This is a genomic window from Salinicola sp. DM10, from assembly GCF_017306975.2.
Taxonomy (GTDB): Bacteria; Pseudomonadota; Gammaproteobacteria; order Pseudomonadales; family Halomonadaceae; genus Salinicola.
The window spans coordinates 1,329,390-1,344,898 of the sequence record NZ_JAFLEN020000001.1 but is presented as its reverse complement, the minus strand read 5'-3'; the positions used below and the strand labels follow the sequence as shown (position 1 = coordinate 1,344,898).

General features: G+C 66.6%; 13 protein-coding genes. 5 read left to right on the top strand and 8 right to left on the bottom strand.

What is annotated here, in order from left to right; all coding sequences use genetic code 11:
- Positions 1–56: 56 nt before the first annotated feature.
- From preA to J0A90_RS05990, 4 genes are all read right to left on the bottom strand, one after another.
- Positions 57–1,355: an NAD-dependent dihydropyrimidine dehydrogenase subunit PreA gene (preA, locus tag J0A90_RS06005; RefSeq protein ID WP_207032323.1), complete on the bottom strand. Its 1,299-nt coding sequence runs from the start codon at positions 1,353–1,355 to the stop codon at positions 57–59.
- Positions 1,355–2,740, bottom strand: coding sequence for an NAD(P)-dependent oxidoreductase (locus J0A90_RS06000; protein ID WP_233076529.1), 1,386 nt, complete (start codon positions 2,738–2,740; stop codon positions 1,355–1,357). Before J0A90_RS06000 ends, preA begins: the two co-directional genes overlap by 1 nt.
- 96 nt (positions 2,741–2,836) lie before the next feature.
- A complete protein-coding gene (gene hydA / locus J0A90_RS05995) occupies positions 2,837–4,279 on the bottom strand; it encodes a dihydropyrimidinase (RefSeq protein ID WP_207032319.1) in 1,443 nt (480 codons plus the stop codon).
- 119 nt (positions 4,280–4,398) lie between these two features.
- Positions 4,399–5,265: a nitrilase-related carbon-nitrogen hydrolase gene (locus tag J0A90_RS05990; protein WP_207032317.1), complete on the bottom strand. Its 867-nt coding sequence runs from the start codon at positions 5,263–5,265 to the stop codon at positions 4,399–4,401.
- Positions 5,266–5,815: 550 nt separating this feature from the next.
- Between J0A90_RS05990 and J0A90_RS05985 the strand changes: the two genes are divergently transcribed.
- Positions 5,816–7,327, top strand: a complete 1,512-nt coding sequence (locus tag J0A90_RS05985; protein ID WP_207032314.1) for an NCS1 family nucleobase:cation symporter-1 — start codon at positions 5,816–5,818, stop codon at positions 7,325–7,327.
- A 67-nt stretch (positions 7,328–7,394) separates the two neighbouring features.
- Here the strand turns inward: J0A90_RS05985 and J0A90_RS05980 are convergent, their stop codons facing one another.
- The 4 genes from J0A90_RS05980 to J0A90_RS05965 form a co-directional block, all read right to left on the bottom strand.
- Complete coding sequence (locus tag J0A90_RS05980) at positions 7,395–8,762, bottom strand: NarK family nitrate/nitrite MFS transporter (protein WP_207032311.1); 1,368 nt, start codon at positions 8,760–8,762, stop codon at positions 7,395–7,397.
- Between the two features lie 367 nt (positions 8,763–9,129).
- Positions 9,130–10,404, bottom strand: coding sequence for a nitrate regulatory protein (locus J0A90_RS05975; RefSeq protein WP_207032309.1), 1,275 nt, complete (start codon positions 10,402–10,404; stop codon positions 9,130–9,132).
- 230 nt (positions 10,405–10,634) lie between these two features.
- Positions 10,635–10,988, bottom strand: a complete 354-nt coding sequence (locus J0A90_RS05970; RefSeq protein ID WP_207032298.1) for a hypothetical protein — start codon at positions 10,986–10,988, stop codon at positions 10,635–10,637.
- Positions 10,985–11,458, bottom strand: coding sequence for a hypothetical protein (locus J0A90_RS05965; RefSeq protein WP_106419648.1), 474 nt, complete (start codon positions 11,456–11,458; stop codon positions 10,985–10,987). Before J0A90_RS05965 ends, J0A90_RS05970 begins: the two co-directional genes overlap by 4 nt.
- Before the next feature lie 183 nt (positions 11,459–11,641).
- On the opposite strand from J0A90_RS05965, the gene J0A90_RS05960 reads away from it, so the two are divergent.
- The 4 genes from J0A90_RS05960 (at position 11,642) to J0A90_RS05945 (ending at position 15,350) form a co-directional block, all read left to right on the top strand.
- Positions 11,642–12,013 carry a PepSY domain-containing protein gene (locus J0A90_RS05960; protein ID WP_207032296.1) on the top strand — a complete coding sequence of 124 codons (372 nt, stop codon included), beginning with the start codon at positions 11,642–11,644 and terminating at the stop codon, positions 12,011–12,013.
- Positions 12,014–12,237: 224 nt separating this feature from the next.
- A complete protein-coding gene (locus tag J0A90_RS05955) occupies positions 12,238–12,909 on the top strand; it encodes a winged helix-turn-helix domain-containing protein (RefSeq protein ID WP_106419650.1) in 672 nt (223 codons plus the stop codon).
- On the top strand, positions 12,906–14,309 hold the full coding sequence (locus J0A90_RS05950; RefSeq protein ID WP_233076528.1) for an ATP-binding protein: 1,404 nt from the start codon (positions 12,906–12,908) through the stop codon (positions 14,307–14,309). Before J0A90_RS05955 ends, J0A90_RS05950 begins: the two co-directional genes overlap by 4 nt.
- A 93-nt stretch (positions 14,310–14,402) precedes the next feature.
- Positions 14,403–15,350 (top strand): sugar-binding transcriptional regulator, encoded by a 948-nt coding sequence (locus J0A90_RS05945; protein ID WP_207032285.1) that lies wholly within the window; start codon positions 14,403–14,405, stop codon positions 15,348–15,350.
- Positions 15,351–15,509 lie beyond the last annotated feature (159 nt).

The window sequence follows — 15,509 nt, the reverse complement described above, 5'->3', positions numbered from 1 at the left end:
CGTAAAGAAGAACCCCGGCTCATGGCCGGGGCGTCGTATCTATCTCGAGGCGGGTATCACGCCGATTCGCGGAAGGGGTTGCGTGGGTCCTCGTTCCAGCTCAGGTAGGGCTTGCCGCTCTCCTGTGGAACCATGGTGATGCAGCCTTCCACCGGGCAGGTGATCTGGCACAGGTTGCAGCCCACGCACTCTTCCTCGATCACTTCGTAGCGTCGCGCACCGGCCTCGTCGACGAGCTTGGCGATCGACTGGTGCGAGGTGTCCTCGCAGGCGATGTAGCAGCGTCCGCACTGGATGCACTGGTCCTGGTCGATGTGGGCGATGGTCTGGAAGTTCATGTCGAGATACTTCCAGTCGGTGGTATGCGGCACCGCCTTGCCGGAGAAGTCGCTCAGGCGTCGATAGCCCTTTTCGGCCATCCAGCGTGCCAGGCCATCCTGCATCTCTTCGACGATGCGGAAGCCGTGAAGCATGGCGGCGGTGCAGACCTGCACCGCGCCGGCGCCGAGAGCGACGAACTCGGCGGCGTCGTGCCAGTTGGAAATCCCACCGATGCCGCAGATCGGCAAGCCTTGGGTGGCCGGGTCGCGGGCGATCTCGGCGACCATGTTCATGGCGATCGGCTTGACCGCCGCGCCGCAGTAACCGCCGTGGGTGCTCTGGTGGCCCACGGTGGGACGGGCGACCATGTGGTCGAGGTCGATCGAGGTGATCGAGTTGATGGTGTTGATCAGCGACACGGCGTCGGCGCCACCGCGCAATGCGGCGCGGGCCGGCGCGCGGATGTCGGTGATGTTGGGGGTCAGCTTGACGATCACTGGCAGCCGCGAGTAGGTCTTGCACCAGCGTGTGACCTGCTCGATCAGGTCGGGGTTTTGGCCCACCGCAGCGCCCATGCCGCGCTCCGGCATGCCGTGGGGGCAGCCCAGGTTGAGCTCGATGCCGTCGGCGCCGGTGGCCTCGACCCGGGGCAGGATCGCCTTCCAGCTCTCCTCGACGCAGGGCACCATGATCGACACGATCAGCGCGCGATCGGGCCAGCGCTGCTTGACCTCGGTGATCTCGCGCAGGTTGGTCTCCAGGCTGCGGTCGGTGATCAGCTCGATATTGTTGAAGCCCAGCACCTCGCGGTTCTTGCCGAAATGCGCCGAGTAGCGCGACGACACGTTGACCGGCGCCGGGTCCTCGCCGAGGGTCTTCCACACCACGCCGCCCCAGCCCGCTTTGAAGGCGCGCTCGACGTTGTAGGCCTTGTCGGTGGGCGGCGCCGAGGCCAGCCAGAACGGGTTGGGGGACTTGATGCCGGCGAACTCGATACTCAGGTCGACGTCGGGTCGTTTGGCGATCGCTTTCATTACGCCACCTCCTGCTGAGCCATGAGATCCTGATGAATGGCCTGGGCGGCCAACTTGCCGTGCTGCACGGCCTGGACGGTGAGATCCTGCCCCAGGGCGATACAGTCGCCGCCGGCGTAGACGCCGGGCAGGTCGGTGCGGAAGTGGCCGTCGACGTGGACCTTGCCGCCTTCGCGTTCCAGCCCCGGGATAGCCGCCAGATGGGCCTCGTCGAGGGTCTGGCCGATCGCCGTGAAGACGCCGTCGGCGGCGATCTCCAGTGTCTCGCCGGTATCCACGAGGGTGCCGTCGCGGGATTCGGTGCGCGCGAAGCGCATGCCGGCCACGCGGCCTTCGGCATCGAGCAGGATCTCTTCGGGCCGCGCCCAGGTGACGATCTTGACGCCGTTGGCGCGGGCGATCTCCTGTTCGTGGCCGGTGGCGGGCATGGCGTCGATGCCGCGCCGGTAGACCAGAGTGACCTCGTCGGCGCCGAGACGTGCCATCTGCACCGCCATGTCGATGGCGGTGTTGCCGGCGCCGATCACCACGCAGCGTCGCGCCAGCGGCAGCGTGCTCAGGTCGTCGGTCTCGCGCAGTGTCCGGATGTAGTCGGTGGCCGGCATCAAACCCGGCGTGGCGACGCCCGGCGCGTCTTCGCCGGTCAGCCCCAGGCGGCGGCTGGCGCCCAGCCCCAGGCCGAGGAAGACGGCGTCGTGATCGCGCTTGAGGGTGGCGAGATCGAGGTTGTCACCGAGCCGCTGGCCATGGCGGATCTCGATGCCGCCGACTGCGAGCAGGAAGTCGATCTCCTTTTGCGCGTAGTCGTCGACCAGCTTGTAGCGGGCGATGCCGTATTCGTTGAGCCCGCCGGGCTTGGGATCGGCTTCGAAGATCGTCACCCGATGGCCGTGGGTCGCCAGGCGGTGGGCGCAGGCAAGCCCCGCCGGGCCGGCGCCGACCACGGCGATGTGACGCCCGGTGTCGGCGGCGCGCGGGAAGGGGTGTTCGGTGAAGTGCATGTGGTCGATGGCGTGACGCTGCAGCAGGCCGATCAGCACCGGCTGGCACTCGGCGTCGTGGTTGCGCACGCAGCTCTGCTCGCAGAGGATCTCGGTGGGGCAGACCCGGGCGCAACTGCCGCCTAGGATGTTCTCCTCGAGGATGGTCTGGGCCGCGCCGTTGATGTTGTCCTCGCTGATCTCACGGATGAAGCGCGGGATGTCGATGTTCGAGGGGCAGGCTTCGATGCAGGGCGCGTCATAGCAGTAGAGGCAGCGCTGGCTCTCGATGATCGCCTGGCGCTGGGTCAGCGGCGGGTGCAGGTCGCGGAAGTTGGCTTCCAGCGCCGCAGCGTCACGGCCGCCGTCGCCGGCTCGGGGCAGGTGATCGAGGGAATCGGTCACGGTCGGTCTCCTTCGGCGCCGCCGTTCGCTCTGGGCGATGCGGCGGGCCGGTTGTTGTCATTTTCGTGATGGGTCGTAAGGGGCGTAGCGGGCGACTCAGCGTTCCACGGCCGTGGGCGCGTTGCGCTCGGCGCGCCGCTTGAGCACGTCGAAGACACCCGGATAGGCCGGGCGCTCGAGGTAACGGCCGGCGCCGCGCTCGGCGCGCAGGTCGCCGTCGCGCCACACCCACTTGCCCTGGCTGACGGTATGGCGGGGGATGCCGGTGACCGTCCTGCCTTCGAAGATGTTGAAGTCGACGTTCTGGTGGTGGGTCTTGGCCGAGATGGTGCGAGTGCCGTTGGGGTCCCAGACCACCAGGTCGGCGTCGGAGCCTGCCTGGATCGCCCCCTTGCGCGGGTAGAGGTTGAAGATCTTGGCGGTGTTGGTGGAGGTGACGGCGACGAACTCCTGCATCGAGATGCGCCCGCCGCCCACGCCGGCGTCCCAGAGCACCGCCATGCGATCCTCGATGCCGGCGGTGCCGTTGGGGATCTTGGTGAAGTCGTCCTTGCCCATCATCTTCTGATCGGCGCAGAAGCAGCAGTGGTCGGTGGCGGTGGTCTGCAGGTTGCCGGACTGCAGTCCGGTCCAGAGTGCCGCCTGGTGCTCGGGGCTGCGGAAGGGCGGGCTCATCACGTGGCCGGCGGATTGCAGCCAGTCCTTGCTGCGATAGACGCTGTCGTCGATCAGCAGGTGCCCGGCGAGCGCCTCGCCGTAGACCGGCTGGCCCTGGCGGCGCGCGTAGGTGATCTCGTCGAGGGCATCCTTGCAAGAGACGTGCACCACGTAGATCGGCGCGCCTAGAGTGCCGGCGATGCGGATCGCGCGGCTGGCGGCCTCGCCCTCGACCTGCGGCGGGCGCGACAGTGGGTGGGCCTCGGGGCCGGTTAGCCCCTGGGCGAGCAGCTTCTGCTGCATGTGATGGACCAGCTCGCCGTTCTCGGCGTGTACCGTGGGCACGGCGCCGAGTTCCAGGCAGCGGGTGAAGCTGGCCACCAGGATGTCGTCGGTGGCCATGATGGCATTCTTGTAGGCCATGAAGTGCTTGAAACTGTTGACGCCGTGCTCGCGCACCAGAGTGCCCATGTCCGCGTGGACGCTGTCGTCCCACCAGGTGATGGCGACATGGAAGGCGTAGTCGCTGGCCGCCTTTTCGGCCCAGCCGCGCCAGCTCTGGAAGGCCTCCAGCAGCGGCTGGCCGGGGTTGGGAATCACGAAGTCGATGATCGAGGTGGTGCCACCGGCCAGCCCCGCGGCGGTGCCGGTGTAGAAGTCCTCGCTGGCCACCGTGCCCATGAACGGCAGCTGCATGTGGGTGTGCGGGTCGATGCCGCCGGGCATCACGTACTGGCCGCCGGCGTCGATTACCTCGGCATCGCCCGGGGCTTCCAGGTCGGGGCCGACGGCGGCGATCTTGCCGTCGACGCAGAGTACGTCGGCGCGGTAGGTGGCGTCGTGGGTGACGACGGTGCCGCCACGGATCAGAAGGGTCGCCATACGATGTAACCTCTTGGAATTGTTGTCGAGTCGGCACGCTGCCGAGATATCCCCGGCCCGAGTGTGAGCGAGGCGGCGCCGGAAAGGGGGTGAGCTCTGCCCGTTTCCGGCGGGCCTCGTCATTCGCCGTCGGTGAGGCGCGCGTAGGTCTCCGGCCGGCGGTCGCGGAAGAACTGCCAGGTATTGCGCACCTCGCGCACCATCGCCAGATCCACCTCGTGGATCAGCAGCTCGTCCTGGGTGTCACTGGCCTTGGCCTCGATCTGGCCGCGCGGATTGGCGATGTAGGAACTGCCGTAGAACTCGCCGATGTCCCAGGGGGCCTCGTTGCCGACCCGGTTGATGGCGGCGACGAAGTAGCCGTTGGCCGCCGCCGAGGCGGGCTGTTCGAGTTCCCACAGATATTGCGAGAGACCGGCCACCGTGGCCGAGGGGTTGAAGACGATCTCGGCGCCGTTGAGTGCCAGCGCGCGCCAGCCTTCGGGGAAGTGGCGGTCGTAGCAGATGTAGACGCCGATCTTGCCGTAGGCGGTATCGAATACCGGCCAGTCGGACTTGCCGGGCTTGAAGAAATATTTCTCCCAGAAGCCGGCGACCTGGGGGATGTGCGTCTTGTGGTACTTGCCGAGATAGCTGCCGTCGGCATCGAAGACCGCGGCGGTGTTGTAGTAGATCCCGGTCGCTGCTTCTTCGTAGATCGGCACCACGATCACCATGCGGTGCTTGGCCGCGAGCTCCTGCATCATGCGGCAGGTCGGGCCGTCGGGCACCTTTTCGGCGGCGGCATACCATTTCTTGTCCTGGCTGGGGCAGAAGTAGGGCTGGTTGAACACCTCCTGGAAACAGAGTATCTGAACGCCGGCGGCGGCGGCCTTCTCGATATAGGGCAGGTGCGCCTCGTTCATGGCGTCACGGATGGCTTCCGGCGCCAGGTCAGTCGTGGTCTTCAGGGCCATCTGGATCAGGCCGATCTTTACCTTTTCCATGCACGGTGCCTCGCTTGAGTGTCTTGTTGTTAGGACTTCAATAACCTGACTATGGAGACAGGATAATGTCGAAGCTAGACCCGCTTGTCAGGATGTGGCAAGTGTTTTTTGGATGGGTTTCAAAAGGCTTTTAAAACAATAAATTAGCGATTTTCAGGCGGTTTTTCACCAAGATGGCGACATCATGCACCATTCTGGTGGGTTGTTTTATTGCATTGAAAATAAAAGAGTTAGTGGTTTGTTTGGAGGATTTTTCAGGCGTTTGTTGGCTATGTGAATGCACTGATTTGGCAAGTTTTGGCGTGCCTTTCTGTCCCCGTTCCTGCGTGTTTTCTATCTGCCTGGCTCAGATGGATGCTTGCATTAAAAACTGACCCAGTAGTCAATTTTTTAGTGTCTCGAAAAACAATGAGTTGGGTCGCGTTGGGCGCGTCGGTGGTCAAGAGGCGATGTTGCTCAGCGATATGGCGCCGCGTTCGGGCACGTTTCTTGCGAGTCGAGTGCTGGCCCCGTCGGGGAGACCGGATAGCCATACGAGGAGACAACAACAATGACCGAATCGACATCACGTGCCGTTCGGCGCGGCGCACTCGTCGAACTCGAGGTCGGCGAAGACGTCCGAGGGAGTTCGCGCTTCAACGAGGACATCGCACCGACCCGCCTCGAGGCGCGAACCTGGTCACGCTGGAATATCGCCGCGCTGTGGGTCGGCATGGCGATCTGTGTGCCCACCTACACTCTGGGCGGCGTGCTCACTGCCTATTTCGGCCTCAGTGTCGGCGAGGCGCTGCTCACCATCCTGCTGGCCAACATCGTGGTGCTGGTGCCGCTGACCCTCAACGCCTTTCCGGGGACCAAGTTCGGGATTCCGTTCCCGGTGGTGCTGCGATCGTCGTTCGGCATTCGCGGCTCCAACGTGCCGTGTCTGATCCGGGCCCTGGTGGGCTGTGGCTGGTTCGGCATCCAGACCATGTTCGGCGGTCTGGCCATCCATCTGCTGCTGTCGGCGATCTTTCCGCCCTGGCGGGCGCTGGATGGCGTCGGCGAGGTGATCGGCTTCTTCCTGTTCGGGGCGATGAACCTCTACGTGGTGATTCGCGGCGCGGAGTCGATCAAGTGGCTGGAGACGCTGGCCGCGCCCTTGCTGCTGGCGGTGGGCATCGGGCTGATGGTGTGGGCGATGCCCCACGTCTCGATCGACGAGCTGATGAGCCAGCCGCCGTCACGCCCGGAGGGCGCGTCGGTGTTCGGCTACTTCTTCGCCGGGCTGACCGCGATGGTCGGCTTCTGGGCCACGCTGTCGCTCAACATTCCCGACTTCAGCCGCTTCGCCAAGAGCCAGAAGGACCAGATCGTGGGCCAGATCATCGGCCTGCCGCTGACCATGTTCTTCTTCGCCGCCCTGGGGGTGGTGATGACCGCGGCCTCGGCCTCGCTGGTCGGCGAGACGGTCTCCGATCCGGTCAGTCTGATCGGCCACATCGACAGCCCCGTGTGGGTGGTCATCGCCATGGTGCTGATCATCGTCGCCACGCTGTCGACCAATACCGCGGCGAACATCGTCTCGCCGACCAACGACTTCCAGAACATCGCCCCCAAGCTGATCGATCAGACCCGCGGCACCTTGTTGACCGGCCTGGTCGGCGTGCTGCTGATGGGCTATGACCTGCTGCAGAAGGCCGGGCTGATCGATGCCGGCGTGACCCTGGAAAGTCTCTACTCCAACTGGCTGCTGGGCTATTCGAGCCTGCTGGGGCCGATCGCCGGGATCATGGCGGTGGACTATTTCCTGATCAAGCGTCAGTGGCTCGACGTCGCCAGCCTCTACCAGGACGGCGGCGCGTACCCGGCCTACAATCCGGCCGGATTCATCGCCTTTCTGGTGCCGGTGGCGCTGACCGTGTTCTCGTTGGTCGCGGGGGGCTGGACCTGGTTCTACGATTACGGCTGGTTCACCGGATCGGCGCTGGGCGCCATCGTCTACTATGCGGCCAGCAAGCTGCTGATGAAGCCCATGGCGGCTGTCCAGAGCGAAGGGCTGGTCGAGGAGGGAGCGCGCTGAGCGCGCTGGCGGCAGGATCAACACCACGGGCCGAGCGGACCCGTGGTGTTCGGTCTGGCGCAGGCGCTCAGTGGGTGGCCAGGGTGTTCGGTGTGTCGTTGGGTGTATGGCCGCGACGGCTGTCGGCCTCGTGGTAGGCCTCGCGCGCTTCGTCTTCCGCCGCGGGGCTGAAACGGATCGCCCAGGTCGCCAGTGACACCAGGCTCACCGTGACACCCAGATAGAAAAGCCCCTGCTGATAGGTGAGCGCCTCGCTGCGGAACAGGAAGCCCGCGGCCACCGCGCCGGCGTTGCCGCCGGCCCCGACGATGCCGGCCACCGCGCCCAGGGCGCGCGGGTTGACGAAGGGCACCACGCCGAAGGTGGCGCCCTCGGCCATCTGCACGAACAGGCTGAAGACCAGCATGATGGCGATGGCCACGGCGAGCGTCTCCATCTGGGCGAAGCCCATCAGCGCGATACCCTCGCACAGCATGGCGACGAACAGCCAGCGTACCCGCCCCTTGAGGCCGCTGCCGCGGGCGAACAGATCCGAGAACACGCCGCCCAGCGTGCGCGCGAACAGGTTCATCAGTCCGAACAGCCCGGCGATCAGCCCGGCGGTGGCGAGATCGAGGTCGAACTGATCGAAGAAGTAGATGGCGGCGATGTTGTTGATCGTCAGCTCCACCCCGAAGCAGGCCGCATAGACCACGAACAGCGCCCAGACGCGCACATCCTTGATCGCTGCCATGAAGCTCTGACGGGCGCCGTGGGCCCGATCCGCGGCAGGCAGCTCGCCGCGCGCGCGCAGCTCGCTGAAGTTGCCGTCGGGGGCGTCCTGGGTGAAGCGGTAGTAGGCCAGGCCGGTCAGCAGCATCACGATACCCGGCACCACCATGGCCAGGCGCCAGCCGAGCGTTTCGCTGACCCCCAGCATCAGAAGCCCGGAGAACACCAGCGGCATCAGGATCTGGGTGGTGCCGCCGCCGAGATTGCCCCAGCCGGCGGTGGTGGCGTTGGCGGTGCCGACCACGTTGGGCGCGAACATCACGCTGGTGTGGTACTGGGTGATGACGAACGAGGCGCCGATCGCGCCGATCGCCAGGCGCGCGAGCAGGAAACTCTCGAAGCTGTCGGCCAGGCCGATCGACATCACCGGCAGCGAGCCCAGGCAGAGCAGCCAGGTGTAAGCCTTGCGTGGTCCGATACGGTCGCACAGCAGACCGATGGCGAGCCGCACGATCACGGTGATCGCCACCGAGGCGATGATGGTGTTGCCGATCTGGGTCTTGGTCAGCCCCAGGTCGTCACGCACTACTGCCATCAGCGGGGCGATGCCGAACCAGCCGAAGAAGCAGACGTGAAAGGCGAACCAGGAGAGATGGAAGGCTCGCATGGGTGGGGTCGAGAAGCTGAAGAGTCGAATCCGATTGGCTTTGTGTCGAATGTCCATTGGGGTGAGGTGCTCCGCAGTCGTCGCGCGAATGTCGCGGGGGAGAACGCAAAACGGCGCCCATCGTCGATTCATGCCGTGCATGAACCGACGATGGGCGCCGTTGCCCGATCTGTTACCGGCCCTTGCGTGGCCGGTGTGCCAGGGGATACCTGAGCGCGAGCCGCCGTTGGCCCGCCACGAGAACCGAAGCAGGCGGGGTGCCAACATGGCGGTAGTCGAGCAAAATCAATCGGCTGGCGCCGACGGCTCGGATTTGCCTGGGGGGCGTGGCGGCTGTGCCGCCAGATGTTGGTGCAGCGATGGGCGGGCATGCACCAGCGCGTGAGTTGCTGGAAGACAGGGGGCGGGACCGCCCGCCGTCGGGTCACGCGTCCGGCTCGAACATCTCGACCACTTGAATGACACTGCGTGCCACCTCGATCAGAGGCTTGCTCTGGTCCATGGCGGTCTTGCGCAGCAATCGGTAGGCCTGCGCCTCCGTGAGCTGCTGATGGGTCATCAGCAGGCCCTTGGCGCGTTCGATCTCGCGCCGCTCGCGCAGTGCCTGGCGGGTGCTCTCGAGCTCGTCGCCGATACGCTGCAGGCGCGCGTTCTGGGCCTGTACCAGCTCGACCAGCGAACGGTTGAAGCGCGACTCGATGGTGTCGAGACTCAGCGCGCCGGTGGGCGTCTGCTGCTGGGTGAACAGCGCCACCGGGCTGGCCCAGAGCAGCTCCTGGGGCAGGGCATCCGGGCCTTCCTCTGCATCGGGGCGCTCGGCCTGCTGCAGGCGCTGGCGACAGCACTCGCGCAGCGCGTCGAGTAGCCGCGTCTCTTCCTCATGCATGGCGTCGATGCGCTGGGTCGCGATGGCGTACCACTGCTCCCCGGGGTTCTCGAGCGTTCGGGCTAGCGGCTTGCCGCTGCAGGCGAGCTCGCGCAGGGCTTCGAGGGTGTCATTGAGCGGGCCGGACTGGAGCTGCTGCCAGCGGGTCAGGCTGTCGGGGCTGGTGAATTCGGCGAAGGTATCGAAGCAGCGTCGCTGGCTGCCGATCAGCGCTTCCAGAGTGTCGCGGTGGGGCGCGTCGAAGTGTGCCAGGGTGAAGCCGAGGGCGCCGCAGGCCCGCTCCTGGCCGGCCAGCTCCTTGCCCTGGATGAAGTGGAACAGGCTCACCAGCCGACGCATGATGTCGGGGTCGCTGGCGGTGTCGGCGGCCTCGAAGATCACCTGCAGCAGATGGCCGATCAGTTGGTTGAAGGCGCGCAGGGTGTCGTCGGCGCTGAGCTGCTGGGTGGCGATTCTATGGCGCAGATCGGGTAGTCCATCCAGGTCCTGCCAGACCGCGGCGACGCTCAGCAGCAGGCGTACGTTGGCCAGGCCGCGCGGTAGAGCGCCGCCGGCGTCCGGTGCGGTCCAGGGGGCCAGGCGCTGCTCCAGGGTGGCCTGGGCACGTTCGCTGTCGGCCACACGCTGATCGCGCTGTGCGCCGAAGCGGCTGCCGCCGGAACCGAGATAGATGATCGAGCTGCCGCGCTCGCGCTGCAGGGCGTGCACGCAGCGGCTGATGTCGGTCACCACGGCAACGGTTGCGGAGAGCGCCGCAAGCTGCTCGCGCTGGAGCGTTCTGGCCGCCTGCAGCAGCCGTCGGGTAGCGGTCATGGGGTAGCCTGGGCGTTATTGTTGTGGGTACCGGTGCGCCGGGTACGGCCTGCGACCAAGGTCTAAGAAAACTCTATCGCGTCTCGGCACGCCGTGCACGCGGGTCGTTCGTCTGACTGTCTCGCTTCAAGACTGGGGTGGGAGCGATGGCAGCAAGACGACCGCGCCGACGTCACTGTGGTGGCGTTGGCGCGGTCGCGTTGAGGGGAAGAGGGGGCGGAAGGGCGGCCTCAGCGCTCGGAGCGCACCTCGTATTCGCCCTCCAGCACGCGCTGGCTGCGGGGCTCGCCGCCGGGGTCGGCATGGTCGGCGCTGCCACCGGCGTACTGGGCGCGGGAAGCGCGTACCTGCTCGGCGCGTTTCTTCATGCGGTGGCGCAGGAAGGGCAGCATGGCCCAGCCGACGAGCAGGAAAAAAAGCCCCAGCAGGGTGCCGACGAACAGCACGATCCCGAAGATCAGCCAGGTGAAGAGCATTCTCAGCCCGCTCGCACCCTGGCTGGGACGGGTCCGGTCGACCCGCTCGCGCCACTGCTGAGCGGCGCGCCAGGCGGCGTTTTGCTGCTGTTGGCGATGATCTGTCATCGGGTCTCTCCGGTGGCGGTGAGGGCGTCGCGGCGCAGGTCGAGATCGAGGTCGCGCTGGTTGGCATCGTAGCCTTCGATCTCGACGTGCCCATTACTATCGACCTCGAGTTCGTCGAAGCGTTGCATCCCGCGTGCCTGGGCCAAACTCAGCGCCTGACGCAGCTGGTCGCCGGTGAGGCTCCAGTCGGGTACGCTGGAGCGGCGCTGGCTCTCGCGGGTCAGGCTGGCGTCGTCGAGCTGCATCGAGACATCCAGCTCCCAGCCATCGTTGCGCCAGCCCTCGACTTCCAGCACATTGTCGTCGCGGTCGACGTCGAGTTTTTCGTAACGGCTGAAGCCGTACTGTTCGGCCTTGCCGAGCAGGCCATCGAGCTCAGCGTAGGAAAGGGTGCCATCGTTGGCCATGGCGCCGGTACTCAGGCCGCAACCCATGGCGACAGCGGGTAACATCCAGAGACGATATTTCATGGCAGTTCTCCCTGTCTATCCGGCAGCGGGCGCCGCGTGGCGAACGCCCTGTTCCTTCGTTATACGCGGGCCGACCTTGCCCGGGACTGACAGTGCCGTTCATCTGCGGTTCATCGCCTCCGGCCCACGCCAGCGCGGTGGGCGTTCATTCCCGGTTCATCGCCGATGGGTCAGACTGAGCGCATGAAAATGCGCAACGTTATCGCTCTACTGATCGCTCTGCCGTGCCTGGCCAGCGGTGCCCTGGTGCCCGTGTCGGCGGCGGATGACGAGGCCGACTCGGCGAACCAGGACTGGCACGACCTCCACCAGGAGGTCAAGGCCGGCCATCTGGTGCCGATGACCGCGATCATGGATTGGCTCGAGGCGCGTTTCGAAGGGCAGATCCTCGAGGTCGAGCTGGAGCAGGACCATGGCCACGGCAGCATCGAGTACGAGGTGGAGATGATCGGCCCCCAGGGTCAGGTGGTGGAGTTCGAGTTCGATGCCACGACCGGCGAGCTACTCAGCATCGAAGGCGTTAATATCGAGGCCATGAAGAAGAAGACGCCTTGAGCCGGCCCGACCTCGAATATCGAGGCGGCTGGGTCGAGACGGTAGCGTCGATGGACTTTAGGTGCTGTTTGAAAAGTCGACGAGCGAAGGCCAGGCAAGGCAAAAATCGGCGAAAACGCGGAGTTTACGTGTTGTAAATGAGCATTTTGAGCCGATTTTTAACGCCGCATGGGCGAGCACAGTACTTTTCAGACAGTGCCTAGTCGAGGGATGGGAGTCGAGGTATGAAAGTACTGTTGGTCGAGGACGACGCGGCGCTCGCCGACGCGCTGGTGGCGGCGCTGGAGGAGGCCGGCCTGCTGATGGAGTCGACCACCACCGGCAGCGAAGCCGACTATCTGGTGCGCACCGAGCGCTACGATGCGCTGATTCTCGATCTCGGCCTGCCGGACGGTGATGGCACTCGCTGGCTGTCGCAGTGGCGCGAGGACGAGATCGATCTGCCGGTGCTGGTGCTGACCGCGCGCGAGCGCTGGTCGGACAAGGCGGCGGGCTTTTCCGCCGGCGCCGACGACTACGTGGTCAAGCCGTTCGAGACTGCAGAGATCCTGTTCCGCCTGCGCGCCCTGGTGCGCCGCAGCCACGGCCACTCGCACCCGGTGCTGCGGGTCGGCGAGCTGACCCTGGACACCCATACCGGCAGCGTCACCCTGGCCGGGCGGCCGATCACCCTGACCGCCCAGGAGTCGCGCCTGCTCTCCTATCTGATGCACGCTTCGCCGCGTATCGTCAGCCGCGCCGAGCTCTCCGAACACGTCTACAACCGTGACCACGAGCCCGACTCCAACGTCATCGACGTGCAGATCAGCCGCCTGCGGCGCAAGTTCGGCCGCGCGCGGATCGAGACGCTGCGCGGCCAGGGCTACCGGCTGATCGACCTCGAGGCCGAGGCTTGAGCGCCAGTCGATTCTCGCGTCTGACTCGGGTAAGACACCGGCTGCGCTGTGCGCCCCTAGGTACTCGACTGCTGCTGGCATCGCTGGTGCTGGTGGTGGTGCTGCTGCCGCTGGCCGGCTTTGGCCTCACCTACAACTTCCGCGAGTCGGCCACGGCTTCCTTCGACAGCCGCCTGGAGTCCCAGCTCAATGCGCTGCTGGCGGGCATTCAGATCGATGGCATGGGCCAGCACCTGCGGCTCAACCGGTCGCTGGGGGATGCGCGCTTCGAGCGGGTCTACTCCGGCTGGTACTGGCAGGTGACCGACGAGGGCGATCTGACCCTGACCTCGCGCTCGCTGTGGGACCAGCGCCTGCCCACGCCGGCACCGCAGAACGGGGTCAGCGTATTCGCCATCACCGGCCCCCGCGACGAGCCCCTGCGCATGATCGAGCGCGATATCCGCGTGCCCGGCCACCCCGAGGTGATTCGTGTCGCCCTGGCCGGGTCCACCCTTGAACTCGACCGCGAAGTGGGGCGCTTCGAGCGTTTGCTGATCATCTCGCTGGCCACCTTTGCGGTGCTGCTGCTGGCCGGGCTGGCGCTGCAGATGCGCTGGGGGCTGGCGCCGCTGCGGCGCATGTCGGCCAACCTGCGCGCGGTGGAGGAGGGTGAAGCCGAGCGGTTGGATACCCAACTGCCAGCCGAGCTCGAGGAGCTGGCGCTGGCGATGAACAGCGTGCTCGAGCGCGACCGCCGCCTGATCGAGCGCGGGCGAGCCGCCGCGGGCAATCTGGCGCATGCGCTGAAGACCCCGGTGAGCGTGCTCAAGACCCTGGCCGAGCGCTTCCCCCCCGAGCAGCGCCAGCCGATCAACACCGAGCTCGCGCGGATCGACGACGCCGTGCGCCACCATCTGGCGCGCGCCTCCGCCGCCGGCGGGTTGGCCTTCGCCGGGCGGGTCACCATCGCCGAGGCGATCGCGCCGGTGGTCCAGGGCCTGTCGCGTCTCGCCGAGCGCCGCGGGGTCAGCTTCGAGGCCCAGATCGACCCTACCGCGACGGCGCGCATCGACCCGCAGGACCTGCAGGAGCTGGTCGGTAACCTGCTCGAGAACGCGCTGCGCTGGGCCGAAACGCGGGTGATCTTCGTGGTGCGCCGGGCCGAGCACGGCGTGCGCCTGCGGGTCGAGGACGACGGCCCCGGGATGACCCGGGCGCAGAGCGAATCGGCGCTGGCGCGCGGTGTGCGGCTCGACACCAGCGCGGCCGGCTCGGGCCTGGGGCTGGCGATCGTCGAGGATCTGATGGCGCTCTACGGCGGTGAGCTGACCCTGGACCGCGCCTCTCTGGGCGGGCTCGCCGCGGATGTCTGGCTGCCGGCATCGCCGGTCTCGGCGCAGCTGGAGAAGTCCGGTTGAACACCCTCTGAGGGCATTGCATTTGCCACCGATGAGACGGGGTTGAGATGATTCCCAGCGACGCACCCGGCTCGGGCACAGGTAAGACAGGCAATGGACAAACACGAACTCAAGCGTGAACAGGCGGCCCGTGCGGCGTGGCTCTCCTACGTCGGCGGGCGCACCCAGGACGAGATCGCCGCCCAGTTGGGGGTCTCGCGCCCGGGCGTCCAGCGCCTGCTGGCGCTGGCGCGGGACGAGGGGTTGGTCAAGATCCGTATCGACCATCCGATTGCTGGCTGCATGGCGATGGGCGATGCCATTCGCGCGCGCTTCGATCTGGCCTTCTGCGACGTGGTGCCCAGTGGCCCCGATGCGATCGGCGGCAACGCCGCCTTCCTCGCGCCCTCCGGGGCCGAGCGCCTGGCCGGGCTGCTCGAAAGCCAGGCGCCGCTGACGCTGTGCCTCGGTACCGGGCGTTCGGTGCGTGCCGCGGTGGAGGCGCTGGGGGTGATGGCGCGGCCGCAGCACCGGATCGTCTCGCTGGTGGGCAACGTCGCCCGCGACGGTTCCGCCAACCGCTACGACGGGGTGATGATGCTGGCCGACAAGGTCGGTGCCAGCCGCTTTCTGCTGCCGGCCCCGGTGGTCGCCGCCTCGGTCGAGGAGAAGTCGGTACTGCTGGCGCAGCCGCTGGTGCAGGCGGTGTTCGCAGTGGCGCGCCAGGCACAGGCCGGGGTGATCGGAATCGGCCGTGTCGACCCGCAGGCGACCCTGTTCCAGGACCACTTCATCAGCCGCGGAGAACTCGACGAGCTGCTCGAGGCGGGGGCCGTGGGCGAGCTGCTGGGCTGGCCGATGAACCTGGCCGGCGAGCTGATCGACTGCCCGCTGACCCGGCGCATCACCAGCCTGCCGTTGGCCGAGCTCGGCGCGCAGCCGTTGATCGGACTGGCCGGGGGACGTGACAAGGGGCCGGCGATCCTGAGCGCGCTGCGTGGCGGCTGGCTCAAGGGGCTGGTGACCGATGAGGCGGCGGCGCGCTATCTGCTCGAGGCCTGACGCCGAGGTCTGTCTCCCAGTACTGTCTCCCAGTACTGTCTCCCAGTACTGTCTCCCAGTACTGTCTCCCAGTACTGTCTCCCAGTACTGTCTCCAACGCCTGGCTCTAACAACGCGGTGGACGAAGCGGGCTTATCCGGCGGAAGGGCGTCGCGAGGG

What these genes read in the sequence shown, in the direction of transcription:
- preA (WP_207032323.1), bottom strand. Translation starts at nt 1,355, where the DNA reads ATGAAAGCGATCGCCAAACGACCCGACGTCGACCTGAGTATCGAGTTC.
- hydA (WP_207032319.1), bottom strand. Translation starts at nt 4,279, where the DNA reads ATGGCGACCCTTCTGATCCGTGGCGGCACCGTCGTCACCCACGACGCC.
- J0A90_RS05990 (WP_207032317.1), bottom strand. Translation starts at nt 5,265, where the DNA reads ATGGAAAAGGTAAAGATCGGCCTGATCCAGATGGCCCTGAAGACCACG.
- J0A90_RS05985 (WP_207032314.1), top strand. Translation starts at nt 5,816, where the DNA reads ATGACCGAATCGACATCACGTGCCGTTCGGCGCGGCGCACTCGTCGAA.
- J0A90_RS05980 (WP_207032311.1), bottom strand. Translation starts at nt 8,762, where the DNA reads ATGGACATTCGACACAAAGCCAATCGGATTCGACTCTTCAGCTTCTCG.
- J0A90_RS05975 (WP_207032309.1), bottom strand. Translation starts at nt 10,404, where the DNA reads ATGACCGCTACCCGACGGCTGCTGCAGGCGGCCAGAACGCTCCAGCGC.
- J0A90_RS05970 (WP_207032298.1), bottom strand. Translation starts at nt 10,988, where the DNA reads ATGACAGATCATCGCCAACAGCAGCAAAACGCCGCCTGGCGCGCCGCT.
- J0A90_RS05965 (WP_106419648.1), bottom strand. Translation starts at nt 11,458, where the DNA reads ATGAAATATCGTCTCTGGATGTTACCCGCTGTCGCCATGGGTTGCGGC.
- J0A90_RS05960 (WP_207032296.1), top strand. Translation starts at nt 11,642, where the DNA reads ATGAAAATGCGCAACGTTATCGCTCTACTGATCGCTCTGCCGTGCCTG.
- J0A90_RS05955 (WP_106419650.1), top strand. Translation starts at nt 12,238, where the DNA reads ATGAAAGTACTGTTGGTCGAGGACGACGCGGCGCTCGCCGACGCGCTG.
- J0A90_RS05945 (WP_207032285.1), top strand. Translation starts at nt 14,403, where the DNA reads ATGGACAAACACGAACTCAAGCGTGAACAGGCGGCCCGTGCGGCGTGG.